Raw genomic sequence first — 24,484 nt, 5'->3', positions numbered from 1 at the left:
GTTGATACTTAATCTGTCGCCCTTATCTCTAGTGTTAATCTACAACTCATTTGATGAGTTAACTCAGGTCAGACTGTTTCTCTGGCGAGGTGAATAATGAAATTTGAATTAGATACAACCCAAGGTCGTGCTCGTCGCGGCCGTTTAGTGTTTGAGCGCGGAACCGTTGAAACTCCAGCGTTTATGCCTGTAGGTACCTACGGTACAGTTAAAGGGATGACGCCTGAAGAAGTACGTGAAACCGGCGCTGATATACTACTCGGTAATACCTTTCACCTGTGGCTACGTCCAGGTGAAGAGATAATGCGTAAGCATGGCGACCTACATGACTTTATGAATTGGCAGCGTCCGATTTTGACCGATTCAGGTGGGTTCCAAGTGTTCAGCTTGGGGGATATCCGTAAGATCACCGAAGAGGGTGTGCATTTCCGTTCACCGATTAATGGAGAAAAGGTTTTCCTCGACCCAGAAAAATCGATGCAGATCCAAAACTCTTTGGGTAGTGATGTGGTGATGATTTTTGATGAGTGCACACCTTACCCTGCAACAGAAGACGAAGCGCGTAAATCGATGCAGATGTCACTGCGTTGGGCGCAGCGTTCACGAGATGAATTCGACAAGCTTGAAAATCCGAACTCTTTATTTGGCATTATTCAAGGCGGTGTTTATGAAGACCTACGTGACGAAAGCCTTGATGGCCTAGTTAACATCGGTTTTGATGGATACGCGGTCGGTGGACTCGCTGTTGGTGAGCCTAAGGAAGATATGCATCGTATCCTCGAGCATGTTTGCCCTAAAATCCCAACGGATAAGCCACGTTACTTGATGGGGGTCGGTAAACCTGAGGATTTAGTTGAAGGCGTACGTCGCGGCGTAGATATGTTTGACTGTGTTATGCCAACACGTAATGCTCGAAACGGTCACTTGTTTACCAGTGAAGGTGTTATCAAGATCCGTAATGCACGGCATCGCGATGATACTTCAACACTCGATGATAAGTGTGATTGTTATACCTGTAAAAATTATTCACGGGCATACCTTTACCACTTAGATCGTTGTAATGAGATTCTAGGCGCTCGATTAAACACTATTCATAACCTTCGTTATTACCAAAGATTGATGGAAGGTTTGCGTGGTGCGATTGAGACAGGTACATTAGACGACTTTGTTACAGAGTTCTATACCAGCCAAGGCCGGGAAGTACCTGAAGTTCCTGAATTAACCGATTAATTTTTACTCAGACAATAAGAAGAGACAACTATGTTTATTTCAAATGCATATGCAGCAGATGCACCTGTAGGCGGCGCTGGCGGCACTATGGAACTTATTTTCATGTTGGTCATTTTTGGCCTTATCTTTTACTTTATGATTTTCCGCCCGCAATCTAAGCGTGTAAAAGAGCATAAGAACCTGATGGGCTCTTTGAGCAAAGGTGATGAAGTGCTAACCAGCGGTGGCATTTTAGGTAAGATTGCTAAGATCAGTGATGAGAACGACTACGTTTTGTTGGCGATTAACGAAACTAGCGAAATCACCATTAAAAAGGATTACATTGCGGCGGTATTGCCTAAAGGCTCTATTAAGTCACTTTAAGCCAAGAGGGCTATGGCGTGTTAAATAAATACCCAATGTGGAAAAACCTTATGGTGGTGATAATCATCGCCATAGGTGGATTCTATGCGATACCAAACCTTTTCGGTGAGGACCATGCTGTGCAGGTGGTTGCAACCCGTGGAGCTGAGGTGACAGCGTCGACTCAGTCGGCAGTAAATGATGTATTAGTAAGCCAAGGTATTGCTGTTAAGCGATCTGAGCTTGAAAATGGTCAATTATTAGTTCGTGTTGGCAATGGTGAAGATCAATTGCTTGCTAAAGAAGCTATTGCCGATGCTCTTGGCGATAAGTTTACTGTAGCGCTAAACCTTGCACCTGCAACACCTGAGTGGCTAGAAGCCATGGGCGGTTCGCCTATGAAACTTGGTCTTGATTTACGTGGTGGTGTTCACTTCTTGATGGAAGTCGACATGGGTGAAGCCGTGCGTAAAATGACCGAAGCTAAAGTCGCTGATTTCAGAACTGATTTACGCGCTGAGAGAATTCGCTATGCGGGTATTCGTAACGGCGCCAAAGGCATCGAAATCAAGTTCCGTGATGCAGAAACGTTAGCGAATGCTGAGCGTTTCTTAAAATCACGTAGCGCTGACATGGTCTTTACCGATCGCTCTTCTGGTAGTGATTATTTTCTTGTTGCAAATCCTAGTGATGTTTATTTAAAACAGATCAAGGAAGAAGCACTGCAGCAAAACATTACCACTTTACGTAATCGTGTTAATGAACTTGGTGTTGCCGAGCCAGTAGTACAGCGTCAAGGTGCTGAGCGTATTATTGTAGAACTTCCTGGTGTTCAAGACACAGCTCGTGCAAAAGAGATTTTAAGTGCGACGGCGTCAATTGAGTTCCATATGGTTGATCAAAATGCTGATGCTCAAGCCGCAGCAAGTGGTCGTGTTCCTGCTGGTTCTGAAGTTTATCAGCGCCGTGAAGGTGGTCCGGTCGTGCTTAAAAAGGCAGTGATGCTAACGGGCGATCACATCCAAGGTGCACAACCAAGCTACGATGAGTACAGTCGCCCACAAGTGTCTATTAACTTAGACTCTAAAGGTGGCTCTATCTTTTCAAATGTGACTAAAGACAACATAGGTAACCCTATGGCGACTTTATTCATTGAGTATAAAGATACTGGTGAGAAGAACGCTGATGGCAGCGTTAAAATGAAGAAGATTGAAGAAGTAATTTCAGTTGCTACGATTCAAGCTCGTCTTGGTCGTAACTTCGTCATCACTGGTCTTGGTCATGCTGAATCACAAAATCTTGCGTTACTACTGCGTGCTGGTGCGCTGATTGCGCCAGTATACATTGTTGAAGAGCGTACTATTGGTCCAAGCCTTGGTCAGGAAAATATTGAAAACGGTGTGCAAGCTATGATTTGGGGAATGGCAGTCGTGCTTCTCTTCATGTTGGTTTACTACCGTGGTTTTGGTCTTATTGCTAACCTTGCATTAACAGCTAACCTAGTGATGGTTGTGGGTGTTATGTCGATGATCCCAGGCGCGGTATTAACGCTGCCAGGTATTGCAGGCATGGTGCTAACTGTTGGTATGGCGGTCGACGGTAACGTGCTTATTTACGAACGTATTCGTGAAGAGTTGCGTAATGGTCGTAGCGTTCAGCAAGCTATTCATGAAGGTTACGGTAATGCGTTTTCAACCATTGCCGATGCTAACATTACGACCTTTATGACTGCACTTATCTTATTTGCGGTTGGTACGGGTGCTGTTAAAGGCTTTGCGGTTACCTTAATGATTGGTATCGCCACGTCGATGTTTACCTCTATTGTCGGAACTCGTTCTATTGTGAACGCGATCTGGGGTGGTAAGCGCGTGAAGAAACTGTCTATCTAAGGGGAAGTTGAAATGTTTCAGATTTTAAATATCAAAGGCTCTATCAACTTCCTGCGCCATGCTGTACCTATTAGTATCCTTTCTGCGATATTAGTGCTTGGATCCCTCGGGTCTCTAGCGACAAAAGGTATTAATTGGGGCTTGGATTTCACTGGTGGTACGGTTGTTGAACTCGAGTTTTCTAAACCAGCTAATTTAGTGGCAATCCGTGAAGGACTTTCTACAGAAGAAACTGACGGTGCAGTGGTTCAAAACTTCGGTTCGAGCCGCGACATACTTATCCGACTTCCAGTTAAGGAAGGCGTAAAAAGTGACACTCAAGTTGCTCATGTGATGGAAGGCGTGACTCAACTCGACCCTGCTGTAATTCAAAAGCGTGTTGAGTTTGTTGGTCCTCAAGTCGGTAAAGAGCTTGCTGAACAAGGTGGTTTAGCGGTTCTAGTGGCGTTGATATGTATTCTTATATATGTCTCTTTCCGCTTCGAATGGCGCCTAGCGTTAGGTTCTGTGGCGGCGTTGGCTCATGACGTAATCATTACGCTTGGGGTATTTTCAATATTCCAACTAGAGTTTGATTTGACCGTACTGGCTGGTTTGTTAACCGTTGTCGGTTACTCACTCAACGATACCATTGTTGTTTTTGACCGTATTCGTGAAAACTTTCTCAAGTTACGTAAAGGTAGCCCTGAAGAAGTGGTCAATACCTCAATCACTCAGACTATGAGTCGAACGATTATTACTACGGGTACCACGCTTGTCGTTGTTGTTGCGTTGTTCCTTAAGGGCGGCACAATGATCCATGGCTTTGCAACTGCTCTGCTTATGGGTATTTTCGTTGGTACGTTCTCATCAATCTATGTCGCAAGTTTCTTAGCGATTAAACTTGGGATCAATCGTGAACACATGATGCCAGTAGAGATTGAAAAAGAGGGCGCAGATCAAGACACCTTGATGCCATAAAGTACTGCTATTATCTGCAAAGGCCACCTAATATAGGTGGCCTTTTTGTTTTTTGTGCTGGATGCTTATTGTTTATGAGTTGAAGTTGCTAACGAATCTAGCTGATTGTGGTGATTTGTATTAAAGCTTAAAACAGCGCTCGACAGTGATAATGTTTTAGCAGTAGCATGGAAGGCTATTTTATGACGATCTAAAATAGCGAAACCTGACTAATAATAACCACTAATCTGGGTGTTATTAGCCGTTGTAGTTATTAGATGCCAATAGAGCAATTGCAGTAGGAAATAACATGGATGACAAAATGCGGTTACTTGCAGCTGGGAATTTATTAGAAGCCCACACTTGGAAAGGCATGCTTGAATCAAGTGGCATGGCAGTAGAGCTAAAAGGTGAGGCGCTGTTAGGTGGTGTAGGAGAATTACCGACAGGGATCCAAAATGTCGAGCTTTGGGTAGCAGAAATTGACTACGTGAATGCTAAAACGCAGATGGCTTCTATTAATGCAGAGAGACCACAATGGAAATGTGTGAATTGCCATGAAGTTAATGAAGCCAGTTTTGAGCTTTGTTGGAATTGCAGCGCAGAAAGAAGTGAGAAATACAGCTGATGAAACATAACCCCGCATTTTTAGCTTTAGTTGAGAGTATTCTTCCTCAGATCACTGAAGTAACGATTGAGCATTACCAGGCTAATCAAAAATATACGCTTATTGATGTTCGTGAAGATCATGAATGGAATAAAGGTCATCTACCAAAAGCTCACCATTTGGGGAAGGGGATTATCGAAAGAGATATTGAAACTCGATTTCCAGATAAGGATATGCCACTAGCACTATATTGCGGAGGAGGTTATCGCTCTGCGATGGCAGCTTTAAACTTGCAAGTTATGGGTTATTCCGAAGTCGTCTCAGTAGCGGGTGGTTATAAAGCTTGGCTTGAGAGACAATTGCCGCTTGAAACAGATTAACTCTTCCACAAACCTATCACATCGCCCCTGAGGTATTTTAGTTAAATGCAGTATTTTCCATTGTTTGTAGATACCCAGTCTTTAAAAGTTTTGATTGTTGGCGCAGGAGAAGTGGCTAGTCGCAAGCTTGATCTACTGTGTCGGACTGATGCAGACATTCATGTGATAGCAAGAGATTGCAGCAATGAAGTGCTGGCATATCAGCATAAGGGGCGTATTAGCCTTGAGGAGCGCGAAGTTAACTCTGAGGATGTTAATGGCTGGGACTTAGTCTATCTAGCGACTGCAGATAAGGCGCTAAATGAACAGTTAGCAACATTGGCACAGCTGCGCGGTATATGGGTAAACGTTGTCGACAACCCTGAATTTTGTCGGTTTATAACACCGTCAATTATAGACAGGGGTCGTTTACAGATAGCAATCAGCACCGCTGGCGCTGCGCCCGTTTTTGCTCGAGAGCTTAGATCTAGGCTTGAGTCATGGTTACCGCAATCTATTGCACCGCTATTTGATTTTATCGCCGAGCGTCGCAGCGATGTTCAGCAACGGTTACCCGTGTTTAAAGAAAGACGAGTATTTTGGGAACGTTTTTTCAAGCTTAACCAGTCTCGTTTTGATGCTGAAACCGCAAAGCATTATCAAGATAGTTTTTCTCTATCTAAGGTAAAAGGAGAGCTGATACTGCTAGACTCAGAAATAGAAGCCGAGCTGCTTCCTATCGCTGCGATGCCATATTTACAAAAGCTAGACACCATTTTCAGCAGTGTTAGGTTACCCGATGCGCTTAATGAGTTGCTTCGACGTGACGCAGCAAGAGAAACGGCAGTTAAAGATAGAGAACTTGCACAAACTCTAGATAATGGGGAACATTGCTTGGTGTATGCAGATCCTGATGAAATCAACCGATTATCAGTATTATTTCCACAAGCAATACGTTTTAAAATGGGATCTATTTAACGGTTACAGTGTCCGAGTAATTAATTACTATCTCAAAGGCTACAGAGTCTTTATGTTTAGTCCATTAAGGCTAAATATAAGGTACACTTAGTCGCAAATATCTCCTCGAAAACTCTCATGGCCTTAAAAGCAACCGTATTCAAAGTCTCTATTCAAATCGCCGATATAGATCGTGGCTACTATAATGATCATCAACTTATGCTCGCGCAGCACCCGTCAGAGACTGACGAGCGCATGATGGTGAGGTTGCTTGCTTTCGCGATGAATGCCAGCGAATCACTCGCTTTTAGTAAAGGCATGTGTGTTGAAGATGAGCCTGAGCTTTGGGACAGAACACTATCTGGAGAAATTGATCTTTGGGTCGAGTTTGGTCAAAGTGATGAAAAATGGTTACGTAAAGCTTGTGGTCGCTCTAAACAGGTTTTGCTTATTACTTATGGTGGCCGAAGCGTACCAATATGGTGGAAGCAAAACGAAGCCGCATTCGAGCGTTATGATAATCTAACGGTAACCAATATTCCCGAAGATGCAGTTAAAGCAATGGGGCAACTAGTGGGTAAGAATATGGCTTTGCAGATCAATATCTGTGAAGGGCAAATTTGGATCTCAGATGATAATGATAGCGTGTTAGTTGAACCTGAATGGTTAAAAGGCGAACTGTAGTGGACTAATTAGTCACTCCTTTCCAATAAGAAAGCCAGTCATATGATTGGCTTTTTAATGTCTGAAGTACTCCGGCTTATCGAGTGGCGACGATTCATCGGTATCTAATACCAATCGGTATAAAGATTTGCTCGCTCAGCGAGAGTTTAGCGGTTTTGAGGCAAGGTCATTAAATGCTCCTCGGTAACCGCTCCTGCGTTACTCTACCTCCTATATCAATATAGTCGTGCATGAATGACATTCACCACATCTGACCTCCAAGGATGGAGGGAATGCCTTAAGCATGTCAGGAACATGCTAGGCCATGTGGTTTGCAATGAGTGAAAGTAGATAGTTATTCTACGTTCAAGCTCATTAACGCAGCATCAGAGCTGCTAAAACTCGCCTGTAAGGAGCGTTTTTGGCTCCCTATTTCGGTGTTGGATAAAGGCAAAAGGGAACAACCATTCTGTCAATTATCCGCCTTGAATGAGTTCGCCAAAAACACTCAGAGTAGACCACCTACTTATGTCGATTAATATAATGACTAAACATTGTTACTTAGATCAAAGTTTGCTGGTAAAACTTCGCGTATAAAGTGCTTTATAAATACAGCTTAACTGTCGGAGAATTATGTCAGAGTCAATACACGGTCACCAAGTGATGGAAATGATGCTAGAGCATGGCGAGTCGTTAACGCCACAGGCATTAAAGGAGTTAATGCATGCTAAGTTTGGTGCAGACGCCCATTATCATACTTGTTCAGCTCAAGAGATGGATGCGGACGCGCTCATTGCATTTCTAGAAAAGAAAGGTAAGTTTATTCACTCTGAAGCGGGGATTGCAACTGCTGCCGATCGCATTTGTAGTCATTAAACTAGCAGGCTAGACCTTATATGAGTGTATAAAAAATGCTCAAAGCGGAAGCTTTGAGCATTTTTGTATCAAAAGTGTAAGGTGAAGACTAAACATCATCCTTTGGGCGTGGATAAGGTAACTTCAATTGCCCCCAACGGATCACGATAACGGTGGACGCTAAAATAAGCGTAGAGAATGAGATTGCTGCTATACGCCAATCATCCATCGCTTTCATATCTAAAATGAGATAGCGGGCTAACGCAACAATAGCAATATAGAGTGGCATCCTGATCGGTAGTTTGCCAGACTCAGCGTAATGAGACACCATTGCTAATACTTCTAAATAGATAAACAGCAATAGCAAATCTGCTAATGCTACTTCGCCAGCTTTAAATATATGTACAATTTCTTGTCCAATCGCAACAATCGTCGCGATGGCAATAATGATTAATACTAAATGTTCAACGGCTTTAATACTGGTAATACCGTATTTTCGATACATTTTATCCATGTTGTTCCCTAATGCAGTCGTTTCATAAAGAGTACCAGTAATTGCTGCAAATGCGACATTGGCTATGTGATGCTTTTCACAGTTGCGAGTTTTTTATAGCGAAGTCAGTGTTTTAATCTCTGTTCAGCTAAAAGTTTGATCAATTCAAAAATTCTCAGCGGACTATCAATTTTAAGCTCGTTGTTGAAGAAATGGGTCTTAGCTTTTGATACAACACAACGCAGTCATGAATGTCCTGAGAAGCTCACTGTATGCGACTGTTGTATAAGGTATAGCAAAATTTTTTAATACAGCGCATATAGCTTTAGATATAACATAAATATACCAGTGGCTTGATTGTCTAAAGTGATTTTAACTGCAGCTGAAGGGACAACTATTTAATGGAATGGTATAGCTGGGCGTTTATGTGCAAGTCGACAGGGTAGAGCTAAATGTTGCAGTTATAAAAAAGCCGCCAATAGAGGCGGCTTCCCATCACTGACGTCTAAATTGACTTAGACGCAGAAGGCATTTTTAGCGTTTAAGCGCTTCGCTCAATAATGGGCGGAATGACTTAACCAGTGCAGTGGTTGTCTTTGGCGAACCAGCAACGATATTACCTGATGCTAAGTAACCGTGGTTGCCAGTAAAGTCTGTCACTGTACCGCCTGCTTCACGAACGATCAAATCACCAGCAGCGATGTCCCAAGGCTTAAGGCCAATCTCAAAGAAACCATCAACGCGGCCAGCGGCAAGGTAAGCAAGATCAAGAGCTGCAGAGCCTGCACGACGTAGATCAGCGCATTGCGTGAATGTTGACGCAAAAAGCTTCATATAAGTTTCGGTGTGTTGCTTCGCTTTGAATGGGAATCCTGTAGCGATGATGTTTTCACTTAGATCATTTGAAGGTTTAACACGGATACGGAAGTCATTCAGTTTAGCGCCTTTACCACGAACAGCTGAGAACAGCTCATCACGGATTGGGTCATAAACAACAGCGACTTCAGTCTTGCCTTTAAACTGCATCGCGATAGATACAGCAAAGTGAGGAATACCTCTGACGAAGTTATTAGTGCCATCCAGAGGGTCAACGATCCAGACGTAATCTTTGTTAGCGCCTTTGTTCTCACCAGTCTCTTCACCAATGATAGTGTGGTCTGGGTAAGCTTTACGGATCTGATAGGTAATTGCAGCTTCTGCTTCTTTATCTACGTTAGTTACAAAGTCGTTAGTCCCTTTTGAAGTTACTTCAATACGGTCTAATTCTGCATAAGCACGTATAATCGTTTGGCCGGCAGCGCGAGCGGCGCGCACAGCAATAGTATGCATTGGAAGCATTGCAAATCCCCTGGATGTAAAAGAACAGATATAAATTATCGGAGCAGAATTATACGCGTTTTTTCGGTTATATCAAATGCTGATTTTTGTGTAAGTAAAAATAGTAGGCTTGTGGTAACATATTTTTCAAGTGTTCTCTCAATTAGTAAAGTAATTTCATGCTCAGCAATATTCGCGTCGTTCTTGTCGGTACATCCCACCCTGGGAATATAGGTTCAACTGCCCGTGCTATGAAAACCATGGGGTTATCCACGTTATATCTAGCTGAACCTAAGGTCGCACCTGATGGTCATTCGGTGGCATTAGCTGCGGGGGCTTCAGATATTTTAAAACATGCAATTACAGTCAACTCAGTTGAAGAAGCAATTGCTGATTGTAGTTTAGTGATTGCTACAAGCGCACGTAGTCGCACGTTAGATTGGCCGATGTTGGAGCCGAGAGAAGCGGGGGAAAAACTGGTTGAATCTTCACTTAAAGGCCCGGTTGCAATCGTGTTTGGTCGAGAGAATAATGGCCTTTCTAATGAAGAACTGCAGCGCTGTGATTATCATGTCGCCATCCCTGCGAATCCTGAATACACTTCGCTTAATTTAGCTCAAGCAGTTCAAATCATCTGTTATGAAGCACGTGTTGCACACTTAGCTCAAGTGCAAAAAGAGTTTGAAAGTAATAAACCTGAAGGGTTTATTGAGCCTGATAATGAATACCCATTCTCAAAAGAGCGTGAAAATTTCTTCGAGCACATGGAGAATACGCTGCTTTCGACCAATTTTATTGTCAAACAGCATCCCGGTCAGGTCATGACCAAGTTACGCCGACTGTTTAGCCGTGCAAGGATTGAGCGTCAAGAGATGAATATCTTGCGCGGAATTCTGACTTCGGTAGATAAGATTGTTGCCAAAAAAGACACTAACGATAAGTAAAGGGAAGTAGCTAGCATGGGTGTTATCGCGAGACTAAAAGATGATATAGCGTCTATTTACCATAGAGACCCTGCAGCAAATGGGACACTTGAAATACTGTTCAATTACCCAGGAATGCAAGCAATATGGATCCACAGGATCAGTAATAAGCTTTGGGTTCGCAAATGGCGTCTGTTATCGCGATGTTTGTCAACATTTTCTCGTTGGTTAACTGGAGTCGAAATCCATCCCGGTGCCACGATTGGTGATCGTTTTTTTATTGACCATGGTATGGGCGTCGTGATTGGCGAAACTGCAGAAATCGGTAATGATTGTACGCTTTACCATGGGGTTACGCTCGGTGGTACCACATGGCAGTCTGGAAAACGTCACCCTACGTTAGGCAATAATGTTGTTATTGGTGCAGGTGCAAAGATTCTGGGCCCGATTACGATGCATGACGGGGCGCGTGTTGGCTCAAACTCGGTGGTTGTCAAAGATGTGCCTATTGATACCACTGTAGTGGGGATCCCAGGCCGAGCTGTCGCCAGTCCTACAGAGCAATCTAAAGAGCAGACTGACCGACGTACAGAGATGGCAAAGAAGTATGGCTTTGATGCCTATGCTGTTGCACCAGACAATCCAGATCCTGTAGCTAATGCGATTGGCCAAATGCTAGATCACATGCACTTGATGGACTCGAAAGTGCAAGAAGTCTGTCAAGCTGTACAAACTTTGGGCGGTAGCGTTTGCACAGAGAAGCTCCCTGAACTTGAAGTTGATGAGTTTAGTGAAGCCGAATTAGCCGCGGCGCAGAAACGTCAGAAGTCAATAGATGAGTTTGATCCCATTATCTAGCTTTATGTGCGCCATTTTTGATAAATGGCATTGAATCTTGCCTAATAAACAGGTTAAATACCCCAGCAAAATGACGGGGTATTTAATTCCTGCCATGATCCTTAATAATACTTGACCAAACCACTAGGTTTAATACTTGACTAAATTACTCGGGTATGATGAAATTAGCCTATGCTTTTTTGGGAGACGTAGTAGCAATGAAACTTACATCAAAAGGTCGATATGCAGTCACTGCAATGCTAGACGTTGCAATGCACTCAACTGATGGTCCAGTACCATTAGCCGACATTTCAGAGCGCCAAGGGATCTCTCTATCTTACCTAGAACAACTTTTCGCTAAGCTAAGAAAAAATGGTCTTGTATCGAGCGTCCGAGGCCCTGGTGGCGGATATCGCTTGGGCACAGATGCATGCGAAATTTCTGTCGGTATGGTTGTACGAGCCGTTGATGAATCAGTTGACGCCACACGCTGCCAAGGGCAGGGGAATTGTCAGAGCGGAACGCGATGCCTGACTCATTCTTTATGGGGCGACCTGAGTTCACAGATTTCTGATTTTTTAAACGGCATTTCGCTTGCCGGATTAATGCGAAAGAGAGATGTGCAATTTATCTCGGTAAAACAAGATAAATTGCAGCAGGAACAGAGAATAAGCATTTAGCCGTCTCTGTTATTAATATAAAAATAATTTTTTGTACGTTGTAAGTGGTAGCACAATGGCTACCACAAAGTACGGAGTGTGTGATGAAGCTACCTATCTATTTAGATTATGCTGCGACAACGCCGGTTGATCCTCGTGTTGCAGAGAAAATGATGCAGTGTATGACTATGGACGGCATTTTTGGTAATCCAGCGTCTCGTTCTCACCGTTACGGCTGGCAAGCTGAAGAAGCTGTTGATATTGCTCGTAACCAGATTGCAGAGCTTATCAACGCCGATCCACGTGAAATCGTATTCACCTCTGGTGCGACTGAATCTGACAACCTAGCGATTAAAGGTGTTGCTCACTTCTATCAAAAGAAGGGCAAGCATATTATCACTAGCAAGACTGAACATAAGGCTGTTTTAGACACCTGTCGTCAGTTAGAACGTGAAGGTTATGAAGTGACTTACCTTCAACCTGAAGCTAACGGTCTAATTCCGGTAGCAATGATTGAAGCTGCAATGCGTGAAGATACCTTGCTTGTTAGTATTATGCAGGTTAACAACGAAATTGGTGTTATCCAAGATATCGATGCAATCGGTGAGCTTTGTCGTTCACGCAAAATCGTGTTCCATGTTGATGCAGCGCAGAGTGTTGGCAAAATGCCAGTCGATGTGCAGAAGACAAAAGTTGATTTGATGTCGATTTCTGCTCATAAAATGTACGGGCCGAAAGGCATTGGTGCATTGTATGTTAGCCGTAAGCCTCGTATTCGCCTAGAAGCAGCAATGCACGGTGGTGGACATGAACGTGGTATGCGCAGCGGTACTTTAGCTACTCATCAAATTGTTGGTTTCGGTGAAGCGGCCGCTATTGCCAAAACTGATATGGATTCTGATAACGAGCGTATCCGTCGTCTGCGTGACAAGTTGTGGAATGGTATCAACCACATTGAAGAGACTTATATTAACGGTGATATGGAGCAAAGACATTGCGGTAGCTTAAATGTCAGCTTTAATTTCGTTGAAGGTGAGTCTTTGATGATGGCACTTAAAGATTTAGCTGTTTCATCTGGTTCAGCATGTACTTCTGCAAGTCTTGAGCCTAGCTACGTTCTTCGCGCACTTGGCTTAAATGATGAGATGGCACATAGCTCAATTCGATTCTCAATTGGTCGCTTTACGACTGATGAAGAGATCGAACATGCAATAGAAACAATTAAAGAATCTATTGGTAACTTAAGGGAAATGTCTCCGCTTTGGGAAATGTTCAAAGACGGTGTAGATCTGGATTCAGTCCAGTGGGCACATCACTAACCTTAACGACATTAACGAATAGATAAATTGGAGTAGTATCATGGCTTATAGCGAAAAAGTAATCGATCATTATGAGAACCCACGTAACGTTGGTTCATTTGATAAAAACGATTCTTCAGTGGTAACTGGAATGGTTGGCGCACCGGCTTGTGGTGACGTAATGAAACTGCAGTTGCGTATTGATGATAATGGTATTATCGAAGATGCTAAATTTAAGACATATGGCTGCGGTAGTGCGATTGCATCTAGCTCACTAGTGACTGAATGGGTTAAGGGCAAAACAGTAGAAGAAGCGGGTGCAATTAAAAACACCGATATCGCTGAAGAACTGGCACTTCCACCGGTTAAAATTCATTGTTCGATTTTGGCTGAAGATGCCATTAAAGCGGCTCTGGATGAGTATAAAACAAAGCAATCGAAGTAAAACCTGGAGTTAAGATGGCAATTAGTATCACTCCCGCTGCGGCAGAACGCGTTAAAAGCTTTTTAGTTAGCCGCGGCAAAGGTCTAGGTCTGCGTTTAGGACTAAGAACATCAGGTTGCTCAGGTATGGCATACGTACTTGAGTTTGTTGATGACTTGAATGACGACGATGAACTTTATGATATTGATGGTGTAAAGATCATTATCGATGCCAAAAGCTTTATCTATCTTCAAGGGATTGAGTTGGACTTCGTTAAAGAAGGCCTTAACGAAGGTTTCCAATTTAATAACCCTAACGCGAAAGGTGAATGTGGTTGCGGTGAAAGTTTCACCGTATAAGCTTTTAAAGTTAAACTATGAATTATTTTGAGCTGTTTAGTTTATCTCCTTCCTATGATGTCGACACCGCCATTCTTGCAGAGCGCTACCGCGATCTGCAAAGGGCGGTTCATCCCGACAAATTTGCTAACGCTAGCGAACAAGATAAACGATTATCTGTACAACGTACTGCGCAGATCAATGATGCCTTTCAAACATTGAAAAACCCGATTCAACGTGCAGAGCACATACTCGCCCTTAAGGGGCTAGAGTTAAGTCATGAGTCTACTACGCTTAAAGACACGCAGTTTCTGATGCAACAGATGGAGTGGCGTGAATCGCTTGAAGAAATTAGCGACAGCGACGATCCCGATGCAGAAATAGAAGCGCTTTATGACTCATTTGACACGTTTGCAAAGCAGATCACAGCGGTACTAAAAGTGCAGTTGGAGAGTGATTTAGCGTCTGAACATTTGCAGGCGGCTGACCAAATTCGTAAACTTAAGTTTATGGCAAAATTACAAGACGAGTTAGCTAGAGCTGAAGATGCTCTCTTAGGTTAATAGACTCGTTGTTATTTTCTAATTCTGTTGGCTCAATATGCTTGAGCCAACATTTTTTTAAGTTGGATATATATGGCACTTTTGCAGATAGCAGAGCCTGGGCTGACCGCAGCTCCTCATCAGCACCGCTTAGCGGTGGGTATAGATTTAGGCACGACAAACTCTCTAGTTGCCGCCGTTAGAAGTGGTGTAGCCAATACATTGGCTGATGAGAGTGCTCAGCATTCGTTACCTTCAGTTGTTCGCTATACCCAAGACTCCGTATTTGTTGGGCGTGAAGCTGAAGCCTTTTCAGCGCAAGATCCACAAAATACTATCATTTCAGTAAAACGATTTATGGGTCGCAGCCTTGATGATATTCAATCCGGTAGCCAAACATTCCCATACACCTTTGAAGCCAGTGATAATGGATTGCCCATTTTTATTACGCCTCAGGGTAAAGTTAACCCAATACAAGTATCTGCTGATATTCTTAAACCGCTCGTTGAACGTGCTGAATCTACATTAGGTGGCACGTTAGAAGGCGTCGTTATTACTGTGCCTGCGTATTTTGATGATGCACAGCGCCAAGGTACCAAGGATGCTGCGGCGCTTGTTGGCGTTAAAGTGCTTAGACTACTCAATGAACCAACTGCAGCGGCAATTGCTTACGGACTCGATTCTGGTCAGGAAGGGGTTATTGCTGTTTATGATCTTGGTGGCGGTACATTTGATATCTCAATTCTTCGATTGAATAAAGGCGTGTTTGAAGTACTGGCTACAGGCGGAGATAGCGCGCTTGGCGGCGATGATTTCGATCATATGTTACAAGCGCATTTCCAACAGCAGTGGTCATTAGATGAGGTGAGTGCAGGTTTAAGCCGCATGCTGCTTATCGAAGCTCGTAAGGTCAAAGAAGCATTAACTGACAGCGACAGCACAACTGCAAATGTTACCGATGATAACGGTAATGACTTATCCCTGAACGTTTCTCGTGCAACCTTTGATGAGATGATTAGCAAGTTAGTCAAAAAGACCGTTTCAAGTTGCCGCCGTGCGCTTAGAGATGCAGGTGTTAGCACTGATGAAGTGATCGAGACTGTGATGGTCGGCGGCTCAACTCGTGTGCCTTTGGTGCGGGAAGAAGTGGCTAATTTCTTTGGTAAAACACCGTTAACATCAATTGACCCCGATAGAGTCGTTGCAATCGGAGCCGCAATTCAAGCTGACATTTTGGTCGGTAACAAGCCAGATTCAGACCTATTACTTTTAGATGTCATCCCGCTGTCTTTAGGTATTGAGACCATGGGCGGACTGGTGGAAAAAGTGGTTTCTCGTAATACCACTATCCCCGTTGCTCGTGCTCAAGAGTTCACCACTTTTAAAGATGGCCAGACTGCAATGGCATTCCATGTGGTGCAAGGCGAACGTGAACTCGTTGCTGATTGCCGTTCACTTGCTAGATTCACGCTTAATGGGATCCCTCCGCTAGCGGCAGGTGCAGCCCATATACGAGTGACTTTTCAAGTTGATGCTGATGGTCTGTTAAGTGTGACGGCTATGGAAAAATCAACCGGCGTGAAAACAACCATTCAGGTGAAACCATCGTTTGGTCTATCAGATGCAGAAATCGGTGGCATGCTTAAAGATTCAATGGCAAATGCAAAAGAGGATATCTCTCGTCGCATGTTAGCCGAGAAGCAAGTTGAAGCCGCAAGGGTATTAGAGTCGTTGAATGCAGCGTTAAATAAAGATGGTCAATTGTTAGCTGCTGACGAACTAAGCACCATTCAGGGCGCTATGGCGTCGCTTGCACAGCTTGCAGATGAAAAAGACACCGATGCTATCGAACAAGCAATCGAAGCATTAGATGCCGCGACGCAGGACTTTGCTGCTAAGCGTATGGATAATTCAATCAAGTTGGCGCTTAAAGGCCAGTCTGTTGACAATATATAGGTTTCAATATGCCACAAATAGTTTTTTTACCTCATGAAGATTTATGCCCGGATGGCGCTGTAGTTGAAGCCAATGAAGGCGAAACAGTTTTAGATGTTGCACTACGTAACGGAATAATGATCGAACATGCTTGTGAAAAGTCTTGTGCATGTACGACGTGTCATTGCATCGTGCGTGAAGGATTCGATGAACTAGAAGAGAGTGATGAGCTAGAAGATGACATGCTTGATAAAGCGTGGGGGCTCGAGCCTGAGAGCCGTTTGTCTTGCCAAGCAAAAGTCCCTGAGAGTGATTTGGTTGTCGAAATACCAAAGTACACCATTAACATGGTAAGTGAAGGCCACTAGGCAGTCATTACCAATATAAAAACCAGTAGTGAAGCTACTGGTTTTTTTTTGCAAGATTTTTGATAATTCTACAGAAGCAATCTTGTCGGTATTAAATTTGGTTTATACTCAATTTATGTTGATTTGATGGGGTACGGTATGGGACTTAAATGGGTTGACTCACAAGACATTGCACTAGAACTTTTAGAACATTATCCGGATACAGAACCTGAGACTCTTCGTTTTACTGATCTTTGTGAATGGGTGATCAAATTAGCGGCATTTGACGATGATCCTAATCATTGCAATGAGCGTGTATTAGAAGCAATCCAAGCTCGCTGGATTGATGAGAAGTGAGACAAATTGTCATCAATTGCTTAAGTGGATGTGATCTAAATCATGTAACTTGGGATCTAATAAGTGAAAGAATGGTAGGATTGATCAACATCAAGTTCACTTACTTTGTTTAATTCTAGGCTAGCTAAATAGAAAGCACTTTACTGAGCATTAAAGTAAAAGTGATATGTTTCAGCCGTTAAATAAAGGGACGTCAATATGAGTAGGTTTCTAATACTTGCTACTGCTTTACTCACTCCAACTCTCGCATTTGCACATGAAGGTCATGGTGGCGTTGGGTTATTCCACCATTTTATGGATCTAGCTCCTGCCCTGGCATTGTTAGTCGTCATTGCTGCCGGTGTTATGTGGGTTAAAAATCGCAAGTAACCCTCTCTAATAGGGAACTTGTTAATCCGAAAGCGTTATGTTTGAAGCCATATTTAGACCACGTTCAGCATTGAATTGTGATCCATTTGGCTTTTCTGTATTTCTAAAACCGACTTATCTCTATTTGATAGCACTATAAGGGTAGGCAATTAGGCATTAATTTCGTATAATCCGCGCGAAATTAAAACCCGTTTATCTAAGAAGGAAGCTTTTCATGGCTATCGAACGTACTTTTTCTATCATTAAGCCTGATGCTGTTGCAAAAAACCACATTGGCGCTATCTACAACCGTTTTGAAACTGCTGGCCTGAAAATCATCGCTTCTAAAATGGTACACCTAAGCCAAGAACAAGCTGAAGGCTTTTACGCTGAGCACAGCGAACGTCCTTTCTTTGGTGCACTAGTTGCATTTATGACTTCTGGTCCTATCATGGTTCAGACTCTTGAAGGCGAGAACGCTGTTCTAGCACACCGTGAAATTCTAGGTGCTACTAACCCAGCTGAAGCTGCGGAAGGTACTATCCGTGCAGATTTCGCTGAAAGCATTGATGAGAACGCTGCACACGGTTCTGATTCAGTTGCTTCTGCTGAGCGTGAAGTTGCATACTTCTTCAGCACTGAAGAGCTTTGCCCACGTACTCGTTAATATGAGGCGTTGCTAAGTTTAAAAAAGGAGCCTTATGGCTCCTTTTTTATGGATGCTCTTTCTTGCAACCCGTAATGGGGTCACAATCATTATCATTGATTAAGTTTAACTCAAACGCCCCGTTGCTCTCAGGCTGGTATCAATAGAAATTCAGTTTGTTACAAATGTAATAAGTTTCCGCTCGCTCAGTATCAGTTACAAACGGCAATGCAAGATGTTGACTTGACAACCAATCGTTATTTTCACTGAACCTTCTCTACACACTGTCATTATTATTCCAATCGTATCAAGTATCTGTTTATTGAGTGGGAATCCAAGGCAGTGAAGGCGAGCCTAAAACTTGAAGCCATGCGTTATCCTCGGCTCTGGCACCTCTTAGTCCCACCGTCGGCATCCATGCAGCCGTATATCATGAGTTTTCGTTGCAGCATACAGTGCTTTGTTATTATCCGTTAAGGTCAGTCCTCAAAAGGAATCCACTTTTGCTTTACATTAGCCCCAAGCAAATAACCATTCTTGCTCTAATGTGTATTGAATTGAAAATCCTGGGCATTCTGGATTGACTGAATGCTGAATGCTGAATGCTGAATGCTGAATGCTGAATGCTGAATGCTGAATGCAATTGGTATTGCTCACTAGAATGCTCACATAGACCCTTTTCTCCACTTAGCACCTTCATTTCCTATTTTTATTGTGAATCAGTGTAACTCTAGCTTTACACTGTTAAAGAATGTTTTAATAAAGGAAACACTAGATAGTTCCAGTTTCAGAATTATGGTTGTTGATTTAAGTTATTGTAAATTTGTATTTTTAAAATAAATTGGAGTGCTAGATTGAGAGTGGTTGGAATAAAAAATGCTCATTTTATATTTGCTCTTGTTCGTATTTAACAATGAGTCAGTCACTTTACTTTAACTCCATATCATCATCTTTCATTGCAAAGCATTTACAGGGTATTTACAAAACGATTGGTTTTGTATCTTTGGGGTTGTTGTTTATTTGAGCTGTATTTTGTTTTTATTTTACTTGTATTATTTTTCTACTTGTTTTAAAACTAGTTTTCATTATGAATACTGTATACAAAAAGCATTTGCTTTATTAGGTAATTAAAATGTTGCGAATGCTTTTCTTTATTCAGTATTTTTTTAAATTTATTTCGTCACTTAAGTTGACTGTTGTTTTAATTTATTGTTAGGAGCGTTTTACTGTGGCGGCTAGGAGTTTGATATTTAATCAAATGTTAAAATTGATATACTTAAAATTTTGTTGTTGGTTTAGTTTTATTTAATAATAACTTATCGAGCCTTCTTATTAAGTTATTGATATTAATCGTTTTTTTGCTTGTTTTCTGTGTTTGTTTCTTTTGTGATCTGTATCAATTTATATCAATAAGGTTATTATTTTGTAATAAAGCTTGACTCTTTTTGTGGTATTTAACAGTATTAGCACCAAGAAGTTAACTTCTTATTAATAACAAAACAAAAAATATAACTATTCCTAAATTGATTATTGGGATTTGAAGGGGAAAAATATGAACTCGTTGACCTTAACTGCAAGTGCCATTCGCAAAAGTTTTATTGCGGTAGCTGCAAGTAGTGTCGCTTTATCGGGGTTTGCTTTGGCTGATGACGCTGTCGATGGAAATACAGCGGAAGAGAAAGTTGAACGTATACAAGTTACCGGTTCACGTATTAAGCGTGCTGATATGGAAACATCTAGCCCAGTAAGTGTGATTGATGCTTCCGCAATTATCGCATCTGGTGCTACATCTATTGATGATGTTCTACAGAAAATGACTGCATCTGGTGGCGCGATGACTAACGCCGCAGTTAACAACGGCTCAGGTGGTAATGCTCGAGTTAACTTACGTGGACTTGGCTCAAACCGTACTTTGGTATTAGTAAACGGTCGCCGCATGATTGCATCTGGAACAGGTGCAGCTTCGTCAGTTGATTTGAACACTATTCCAGTATCGATGATTCAACGTGTTGAAGTACTAAAAGATGGCGCATCGGCGGTATATGGTACTGACGCAATCGCAGGTGTTGTAAACGTTATTTTGAAGCGTGATTTTGAAGGCTTTGAGATGAACGTTCAAACAGGTATGTCTGGTCAAGGTGATGCAGACGAAACAAGCATCGACTTTACCGTTGGTAACACGTTTGATAAAGGCAACGTTGTCATTAACGCTCAGTACACTAAGCGTGGTGAAGCGAGTCAAGCAGATCGTGATTTTTCAAATTGTCCAATCGCTGAAACTGGTGATGCTGGAGCCAAGACTCTTTACTGTGGTGGTAGTTCATACGCTCAAGGCGGACACATTTGGGGCGATAGAAACCATGGCATCGTAGGTACTGGTGAAGATGGTGCTTACGCTATCGGAGACAGTGGTTATTATGGTCACTATGTTGCTGGTGACGATGGCAAGCCAAAGTATGCGTACTTAGATCCAAACAAGACTGAAGCAGACTTAAGTGGTCGTGGTGGTGAATACCATGATTTCACCAATGAAGATAAATACAACTATTCAAAAGATAGCTACCTTTCAACGCCAATGGAGCGCTTGAATCTATCTTTCTCTGGTACTTATGAGCTATCAGATTCAATCATGTTCTTCTCTGAAGCGATGTACTCTAAGCGTTGGTCTGATCAACAAATGGCGCCGCAGCCAATTTGGAACAGCACTGCATGGGCATACGATTCTTCTTGGATGAATAAAGAGTTAGTAGGTTCAGTACAAGAAGGCGAAAAGTTAGATTATGGTCGTCGTGTGGTTGAATCAGGTACTCGTGATTTCTCTCAAGTTGTAGATACAGTTCGTGTAGTTGTTGGCCTTGAAGGTGAGTTCGACAATGGCTGGACATGGGATGCATCATACAACAAAGGTAAGAACGATTCAGTTGATACCCTTGCAAACCTGCATAACCTAGGTTCAATTAATGATGCAGTTTTAGATAAAAGCTTTGATCCATTTACTCAGTCTTCTTGGGAAGGCGATAGCATTGCTCCATACATCTACACTGAAATTAATAGCGGTGGAAGTGAACTAGATATTGCAGCAGCAACACTTTCTGGTGAGATCTTTGAACTTCCTGCTGGTATTGTTGGCTTTGCAGCAGGTTATGAGTACCGTAAAGAATCTGCACATTACACGCCTGACTCGTTGACTTCACAAGGTCTTGCTAATGATCCACGAGTTGAAGCAACTGCTGGTTCGTTCGACGTAAACGAAGCATATGCTGAGATTGCAATTCCATTGTTGAGCGATTTGCCACTTGCACAGCAGGTTGACCTAAGCGCAGCTATTCGTTACTTCGATTACAGCACATTTGGTTCAGATAATACTTGGAAGCTTGGTTTAACATGGCGCATGACGGATGACTTGATGCTTCGTGGTGGTTTGTCTACTGCATTCCGTGCTCCTACTGTAAGTGAGCTATACGGCGGAAAGTCACCATCATTTGACCAAATCAAGCATCCAGCAACAGATCAAACACAAGCTGAAGTGACTGTTGGTGGTAACCCTGATTTAACGCCTGAACAAGCAGATATAACCACACTAGGTTTGGTTTACTCTCCAAGCTTTGTAGAAGGTCTATCTTTCACTGTTGATTACTATGATATCGAAATCAGTAACACTATTACTGCAGTAGATTCAAACTACATTGCTAACCAGTGTCTTGATGCAAGCGGTAACAAGATTAATACTGAAACAGCGCTATGTCAGTCTTCAAATATCGAAATCGATGGTACTGGTCGCATATCGTTTGACAACGGTCTACAAAACATCGGTCAAACAAATGCAGCAGGCTACGACATCAACGTAGCATACGTATTTGAAGGATTAGGTTTAGATTGGAAAGCAGGCTTAGATACGTCGATTCTTGATAAATATGTAGAGTTCGATCAAGACGGTGTAGCTGTTGATTACCGTGGCTACATTACTGGTGGTTCAGGTGCATACGCTAAGTTGAAAACTAACTTTAACCTAAGTGCTACTGGCGATAGCTGGAGTGCTACATACGAAGCGCGTTATATTGACGGAATGGATTCATTTGCATGTCAAGATGATCCATCAGATTGTTACGCTCCTACAGTCGATAGCATCGTGTATCACGATCTGTCAGCGACTTATGATGTAACTAATACTGTTCGTCTATCTGGCGGTGTTAATAACATCTTAGATGAAGATGCTCCATATTACTCAGGTAATAATGACTCAAATACCGATCCGTACACTTATGATGTACTAGGTCGTTACTTCTTCGTAAGAGCAAGTGTTAAGTTCTAAAGTTACTTTTTAGACAATAAAAAACCTCCTTAATTGGAGGTTTTTTTATATCTTCGATTAATCAAATAATAGAATGTAGTAATGCTAATGATTCAATCTCAGTTCTTGTCGGTGCTCACGCTTGTGCAAGTTATTACAGCTTAAGCATCGTTGCTCGAGAGGATCTGCAGCCAAAAGTTCCGCTTCGATATTCTCTTCACAGTCTGAGCACACACCATACAAACCAATTTCAAGTTGACAACGCGCAGCGTCTAGTTGCATCAACTTGAAAAATAATGGATGGTCGCATAAATGTGCTTGGGTCATTATCTCGATGAGCTCACACAGGGAATAATTATGCTGTTCCATTAGCTTGGCTTGCAACTCTGGGTGCGCACCAATCTTCTGCCTTAATTCCAATTCAATATCGGAAAGGGTTTGTTTGATTTGGTTCGTACTCACGGTTCTGCCTACAATTATTGATTTCACGGTTTACCAGTCTAAACGCGTTACAATTGCAGGTAATGACTAAGATCAAATCTGCGGCCATTATTACTAATAATTACCAATTATTCTGTTAATCAACCTGTTGATGGTACAGATTGGTATTAGCTGTTTGCAGAGCATCAATAATTTCTTCGGCAGTCTTAAAAATTCTAAGCTCACGAAATAGCGTATCAGCCTCAGGATATTGGCGATTTAGGTAATTGAACCATTGTTTAATTCGAGCTGGGTAATAGGTACTTTTACGGCCAGCAAGCTCTCGATTGGTGTATTCAAGCATCAGTGCTAGTGACTGCTGCCATGTATAGGGTGTTTCACCTTTAATACTAGCAGCCAAGTTAGGTAGCGAAATGGCGCCGCGACCAACCATGATGCTGTCACAACCGGTAAGCTCCATACAGCGACGTGCGTCATTGGCATTCCATATCTCACCGTTAGCAATAACCGGAATCGGCAGCTTGGCATTTATATCGGTGATGTACTCCCAGTAAGCGGGTGGTTTATAACCGTCAACTTTACTTCTTGCATGTACAGCAAGCTCACTTGCACCAGCTTCATATATCGCTTGTGCATTTTCCATATAAAGAGACTTATCGTTAAACCCAAGACGGATTTTAGCGGTAACAGGGTGCTGCTCTGGCACCGCTTCCCGCATGGCCTTAACCACGTTATAGAGTTGTTCAGGGTATTGCAGCATTACTGCGCCACCGTTACTGCGGTTGACCATTTTGGCAGGACAACCAAAATTAACATCAACGCCTTTTGATCCCATCTCTATCGCTCTAATAGCATTTTCTGCCATCCACCCAGGCTCTTGACCCAATAATTGCACTCTAACAGGCGTTCCTGATGCCGTTTCGCCATTGGTTTTAAGCTCAGGACAGATCCGGTAAAACACTTTTTCTGGCAATAACTGGTCAACGACACGTACAAATTCGGTCACCATTAAATCGTAGGGATTAATAGCCGAAAGAATTTCACGCATTAAATCATCAACAACACCTTCCATAGGCGCCAAAATTATTCGCACAGAACTATCCACTCATCAAGTTTTAAAAGGCGCTGCATTCTACATCATGCACTCTGTGGTACCAAACGAAAGTGAATTTAGCGTGATCTTAAATCAAGCTAATTCCGTATTGCCAGCAAACTGTCTGTTTTTTGTTCGGTTGGTATTCATAGCTATGAAAGCCTTTTTCATTGCTGTTATATACCAAATTTAACGAAAAATGGTGCTGAACTGCGGCTAATAGGTATAAACAATGTTTGCACTATCAGCTTTTTTGCGCCATAAATGTGATAGTTGTAGAAAAAATGAAATTAAATTGTTGGTGCTCAGGTCTCTTTAAGCAAGCCAGCAAAATACATTGTTGGTAACCGAAAT

26 protein-coding genes are annotated in these 24,484 nt (G+C 42.5%); 22 read left to right on the top strand and 4 right to left on the bottom strand.

Annotated elements, in window-relative coordinates:
• The first annotated feature begins 96 nt into the window (after nt 1–96).
• From tgt to K5R16_RS04325, 9 genes are all read left to right on the top strand, one after another.
• On the top strand, nt 97–1,230 hold the full coding sequence (gene tgt / locus K5R16_RS04365) for a tRNA guanosine(34) transglycosylase Tgt (RefSeq protein ID WP_220736316.1): 1,134 nt from the start codon (nt 97–99) through the stop codon (nt 1,228–1,230).
• 30 nt (nt 1,231–1,260) lie between these two features.
• Complete coding sequence (yajC, locus tag K5R16_RS04360; RefSeq protein WP_220736315.1) at nt 1,261–1,593, top strand: preprotein translocase subunit YajC; 333 nt, start codon at nt 1,261–1,263, stop codon at nt 1,591–1,593.
• A gap of 17 nt (nt 1,594–1,610) precedes the next feature.
• The gene (gene secD, locus K5R16_RS04355) at nt 1,611–3,461 is read left to right on the top strand and encodes a protein translocase subunit SecD (RefSeq protein ID WP_220736314.1); all 1,851 of its coding nucleotides are present in this window, start codon (nt 1,611–1,613) and stop codon (nt 3,459–3,461) included.
• A gap of 12 nt (nt 3,462–3,473) precedes the next feature.
• Complete coding sequence (gene secF / locus K5R16_RS04350; RefSeq protein WP_220736313.1) at nt 3,474–4,421, top strand: protein translocase subunit SecF; 948 nt, start codon at nt 3,474–3,476, stop codon at nt 4,419–4,421.
• Between the two features lie 289 nt (nt 4,422–4,710).
• Nucleotides 4,711–5,028: a putative signal transducing protein gene (locus K5R16_RS04345; protein ID WP_220736312.1), complete on the top strand. Its 318-nt coding sequence runs from the start codon at nt 4,711–4,713 to the stop codon at nt 5,026–5,028.
• Nucleotides 5,028–5,387 (top strand): rhodanese-like domain-containing protein, encoded by a 360-nt coding sequence (locus K5R16_RS04340; protein ID WP_220736311.1) that lies wholly within the window; start codon nt 5,028–5,030, stop codon nt 5,385–5,387. The genes K5R16_RS04345 and K5R16_RS04340 overlap by 1 nt, the downstream gene beginning before the upstream one ends.
• A 45-nt stretch (nt 5,388–5,432) precedes the next feature.
• Nucleotides 5,433–6,344 (top strand): bifunctional precorrin-2 dehydrogenase/sirohydrochlorin ferrochelatase, encoded by a 912-nt coding sequence (locus K5R16_RS04335; protein WP_220736310.1) that lies wholly within the window; start codon nt 5,433–5,435, stop codon nt 6,342–6,344.
• Between the two features lie 117 nt (nt 6,345–6,461).
• Complete coding sequence (locus tag K5R16_RS04330; protein WP_220736309.1) at nt 6,462–7,007, top strand: YaeQ family protein; 546 nt, start codon at nt 6,462–6,464, stop codon at nt 7,005–7,007.
• Between the two features lie 612 nt (nt 7,008–7,619).
• Nucleotides 7,620–7,862, top strand: coding sequence for a YecH family metal-binding protein (locus tag K5R16_RS04325; RefSeq protein ID WP_220736308.1), 243 nt, complete (start codon nt 7,620–7,622; stop codon nt 7,860–7,862).
• An 88-nt stretch (nt 7,863–7,950) separates the two neighbouring features.
• Here the strand turns inward: K5R16_RS04325 and K5R16_RS04320 are convergent, their stop codons facing one another.
• Together K5R16_RS04320 and suhB are read right to left on the bottom strand one after the other, a co-directional pair.
• Nucleotides 7,951–8,355 carry a phosphate-starvation-inducible protein PsiE gene (locus tag K5R16_RS04320; protein ID WP_220736307.1) on the bottom strand — a complete coding sequence of 135 codons (405 nt, stop codon included), beginning with the start codon at nt 8,353–8,355 and terminating at the stop codon, nt 7,951–7,953.
• A gap of 513 nt (nt 8,356–8,868) precedes the next feature.
• Nucleotides 8,869–9,672: an inositol-1-monophosphatase gene (suhB, locus tag K5R16_RS04315; protein ID WP_220736306.1), complete on the bottom strand. Its 804-nt coding sequence runs from the start codon at nt 9,670–9,672 to the stop codon at nt 8,869–8,871.
• 158 nt (nt 9,673–9,830) lie between these two features.
• Here suhB and trmJ point away from each other — a divergent pair, with 158 nt between their 5' ends.
• The 13 genes from trmJ to K5R16_RS04250 all read left to right on the top strand — a co-directional run bounded on the left by trmJ (nt 9,831) and on the right by K5R16_RS04250 (nt 22,617).
• The gene (gene trmJ, locus K5R16_RS04310) at nt 9,831–10,595 is read left to right on the top strand and encodes a tRNA (cytosine(32)/uridine(32)-2'-O)-methyltransferase TrmJ (RefSeq protein ID WP_220736305.1); all 765 of its coding nucleotides are present in this window, start codon (nt 9,831–9,833) and stop codon (nt 10,593–10,595) included.
• A gap of 15 nt (nt 10,596–10,610) precedes the next feature.
• The gene (gene cysE, locus K5R16_RS04305; RefSeq protein WP_220736304.1) at nt 10,611–11,432 is read left to right on the top strand and encodes a serine O-acetyltransferase; all 822 of its coding nucleotides are present in this window, start codon (nt 10,611–10,613) and stop codon (nt 11,430–11,432) included.
• A 197-nt stretch (nt 11,433–11,629) separates the two neighbouring features.
• Nucleotides 11,630–12,091 carry a Fe-S cluster assembly transcriptional regulator IscR gene (gene iscR, locus K5R16_RS04300; RefSeq protein ID WP_020911844.1) on the top strand — a complete coding sequence of 154 codons (462 nt, stop codon included), beginning with the start codon at nt 11,630–11,632 and terminating at the stop codon, nt 12,089–12,091.
• Between the two features lie 83 nt (nt 12,092–12,174).
• A complete protein-coding gene (locus tag K5R16_RS04295; protein WP_220736303.1) occupies nt 12,175–13,389 on the top strand; it encodes an IscS subfamily cysteine desulfurase in 1,215 nt (404 codons plus the stop codon).
• Nucleotides 13,390–13,429: 40 nt separating this feature from the next.
• The gene (gene iscU / locus K5R16_RS04290) at nt 13,430–13,813 is read left to right on the top strand and encodes a Fe-S cluster assembly scaffold IscU (RefSeq protein WP_020911846.1); all 384 of its coding nucleotides are present in this window, start codon (nt 13,430–13,432) and stop codon (nt 13,811–13,813) included.
• A 14-nt stretch (nt 13,814–13,827) separates the two neighbouring features.
• Nucleotides 13,828–14,151: an iron-sulfur cluster assembly protein IscA gene (gene iscA, locus K5R16_RS04285; protein ID WP_220736302.1), complete on the top strand. Its 324-nt coding sequence runs from the start codon at nt 13,828–13,830 to the stop codon at nt 14,149–14,151.
• Nucleotides 14,152–14,168: 17 nt separating this feature from the next.
• Nucleotides 14,169–14,693, top strand: coding sequence for a co-chaperone HscB (gene hscB, locus K5R16_RS04280; RefSeq protein ID WP_220736301.1), 525 nt, complete (start codon nt 14,169–14,171; stop codon nt 14,691–14,693).
• Nucleotides 14,694–14,765: 72 nt separating this feature from the next.
• A complete protein-coding gene (gene hscA, locus K5R16_RS04275) occupies nt 14,766–16,628 on the top strand; it encodes a Fe-S protein assembly chaperone HscA (RefSeq protein WP_220736300.1) in 1,863 nt (620 codons plus the stop codon).
• An 8-nt stretch (nt 16,629–16,636) separates the two neighbouring features.
• On the top strand, nt 16,637–16,975 hold the full coding sequence (fdx, locus tag K5R16_RS04270) for an ISC system 2Fe-2S type ferredoxin (protein WP_220736299.1): 339 nt from the start codon (nt 16,637–16,639) through the stop codon (nt 16,973–16,975).
• 138 nt (nt 16,976–17,113) lie between these two features.
• Nucleotides 17,114–17,311, top strand: a complete 198-nt coding sequence (iscX, locus tag K5R16_RS04265; protein WP_220736298.1) for a Fe-S cluster assembly protein IscX — start codon at nt 17,114–17,116, stop codon at nt 17,309–17,311.
• A gap of 198 nt (nt 17,312–17,509) precedes the next feature.
• Nucleotides 17,510–17,680 carry a hypothetical protein gene (locus tag K5R16_RS04260; protein WP_220736297.1) on the top strand — a complete coding sequence of 57 codons (171 nt, stop codon included), beginning with the start codon at nt 17,510–17,512 and terminating at the stop codon, nt 17,678–17,680.
• A gap of 214 nt (nt 17,681–17,894) precedes the next feature.
• A complete protein-coding gene (gene ndk / locus K5R16_RS04255; RefSeq protein WP_020911854.1) occupies nt 17,895–18,326 on the top strand; it encodes a nucleoside-diphosphate kinase in 432 nt (143 codons plus the stop codon).
• 1,531 nt (nt 18,327–19,857) lie between these two features.
• Nucleotides 19,858–22,617: a TonB-dependent siderophore receptor gene (locus tag K5R16_RS04250; RefSeq protein ID WP_220736296.1), complete on the top strand. Its 2,760-nt coding sequence runs from the start codon at nt 19,858–19,860 to the stop codon at nt 22,615–22,617.
• An 84-nt stretch (nt 22,618–22,701) separates the two neighbouring features.
• Here the strand turns inward: K5R16_RS04250 and K5R16_RS04245 are convergent, their stop codons facing one another.
• Together K5R16_RS04245 and dusC are read right to left on the bottom strand one after the other, a co-directional pair.
• A complete protein-coding gene (locus tag K5R16_RS04245) occupies nt 22,702–23,058 on the bottom strand; it encodes a TraR/DksA C4-type zinc finger protein (protein ID WP_220736295.1) in 357 nt (118 codons plus the stop codon).
• A 115-nt stretch (nt 23,059–23,173) separates the two neighbouring features.
• On the bottom strand, nt 23,174–24,130 hold the full coding sequence (gene dusC / locus K5R16_RS04240) for a tRNA dihydrouridine(16) synthase DusC (RefSeq protein ID WP_220736294.1): 957 nt from the start codon (nt 24,128–24,130) through the stop codon (nt 23,174–23,176).
• Nucleotides 24,131–24,484: the final 354 nt, after the last annotated feature.

The organism is Shewanella sp. c952, from assembly GCF_019654975.1.
Lineage (GTDB): Bacteria > Pseudomonadota > Gammaproteobacteria > Enterobacterales > Shewanellaceae > Shewanella.
Note: the sequence above shows the minus strand (reverse complement) of the source record. Positions and strands in the feature narration are given on the sequence as shown.

Bases quoted from the DNA above. Each gene is read 5' to 3' on its own strand.
- fdx (WP_220736299.1), top strand. From the start codon at position 16,637: ATGCCACAAATAGTTTTTTTACCTCATGAAGATTTATGCCCGGATGGC.
- K5R16_RS04250 (WP_220736296.1), top strand. From the start codon at position 19,858: ATGAACTCGTTGACCTTAACTGCAAGTGCCATTCGCAAAAGTTTTATT.
- K5R16_RS04320 (WP_220736307.1), bottom strand. From the start codon at position 8,355: ATGGATAAAATGTATCGAAAATACGGTATTACCAGTATTAAAGCCGTT.
- K5R16_RS04345 (WP_220736312.1), top strand. From the start codon at position 4,711: ATGGATGACAAAATGCGGTTACTTGCAGCTGGGAATTTATTAGAAGCC.
- cysE (WP_220736304.1), top strand. From the start codon at position 10,611: ATGGGTGTTATCGCGAGACTAAAAGATGATATAGCGTCTATTTACCAT.
- yajC (WP_220736315.1), top strand. From the start codon at position 1,261: ATGTTTATTTCAAATGCATATGCAGCAGATGCACCTGTAGGCGGCGCT.
- suhB (WP_220736306.1), bottom strand. From the start codon at position 9,672: ATGCTTCCAATGCATACTATTGCTGTGCGCGCCGCTCGCGCTGCCGGC.
- tgt (WP_220736316.1), top strand. From the start codon at position 97: ATGAAATTTGAATTAGATACAACCCAAGGTCGTGCTCGTCGCGGCCGT.
- K5R16_RS04340 (WP_220736311.1), top strand. From the start codon at position 5,028: ATGAAACATAACCCCGCATTTTTAGCTTTAGTTGAGAGTATTCTTCCT.
- K5R16_RS04325 (WP_220736308.1), top strand. From the start codon at position 7,620: ATGTCAGAGTCAATACACGGTCACCAAGTGATGGAAATGATGCTAGAG.
- ndk (WP_020911854.1), top strand. From the start codon at position 17,895: ATGGCTATCGAACGTACTTTTTCTATCATTAAGCCTGATGCTGTTGCA.
- K5R16_RS04335 (WP_220736310.1), top strand. From the start codon at position 5,433: ATGCAGTATTTTCCATTGTTTGTAGATACCCAGTCTTTAAAAGTTTTG.
- hscB (WP_220736301.1), top strand. From the start codon at position 14,169: ATGAATTATTTTGAGCTGTTTAGTTTATCTCCTTCCTATGATGTCGAC.
- secF (WP_220736313.1), top strand. From the start codon at position 3,474: ATGTTTCAGATTTTAAATATCAAAGGCTCTATCAACTTCCTGCGCCAT.
- trmJ (WP_220736305.1), top strand. From the start codon at position 9,831: ATGCTCAGCAATATTCGCGTCGTTCTTGTCGGTACATCCCACCCTGGG.
- iscX (WP_220736298.1), top strand. From the start codon at position 17,114: ATGGGACTTAAATGGGTTGACTCACAAGACATTGCACTAGAACTTTTA.
- iscR (WP_020911844.1), top strand. From the start codon at position 11,630: ATGAAACTTACATCAAAAGGTCGATATGCAGTCACTGCAATGCTAGAC.
- K5R16_RS04260 (WP_220736297.1), top strand. From the start codon at position 17,510: ATGAGTAGGTTTCTAATACTTGCTACTGCTTTACTCACTCCAACTCTC.
- iscU (WP_020911846.1), top strand. From the start codon at position 13,430: ATGGCTTATAGCGAAAAAGTAATCGATCATTATGAGAACCCACGTAAC.
- K5R16_RS04330 (WP_220736309.1), top strand. From the start codon at position 6,462: ATGGCCTTAAAAGCAACCGTATTCAAAGTCTCTATTCAAATCGCCGAT.
- K5R16_RS04295 (WP_220736303.1), top strand. From the start codon at position 12,175: ATGAAGCTACCTATCTATTTAGATTATGCTGCGACAACGCCGGTTGAT.
- hscA (WP_220736300.1), top strand. From the start codon at position 14,766: ATGGCACTTTTGCAGATAGCAGAGCCTGGGCTGACCGCAGCTCCTCAT.
- iscA (WP_220736302.1), top strand. From the start codon at position 13,828: ATGGCAATTAGTATCACTCCCGCTGCGGCAGAACGCGTTAAAAGCTTT.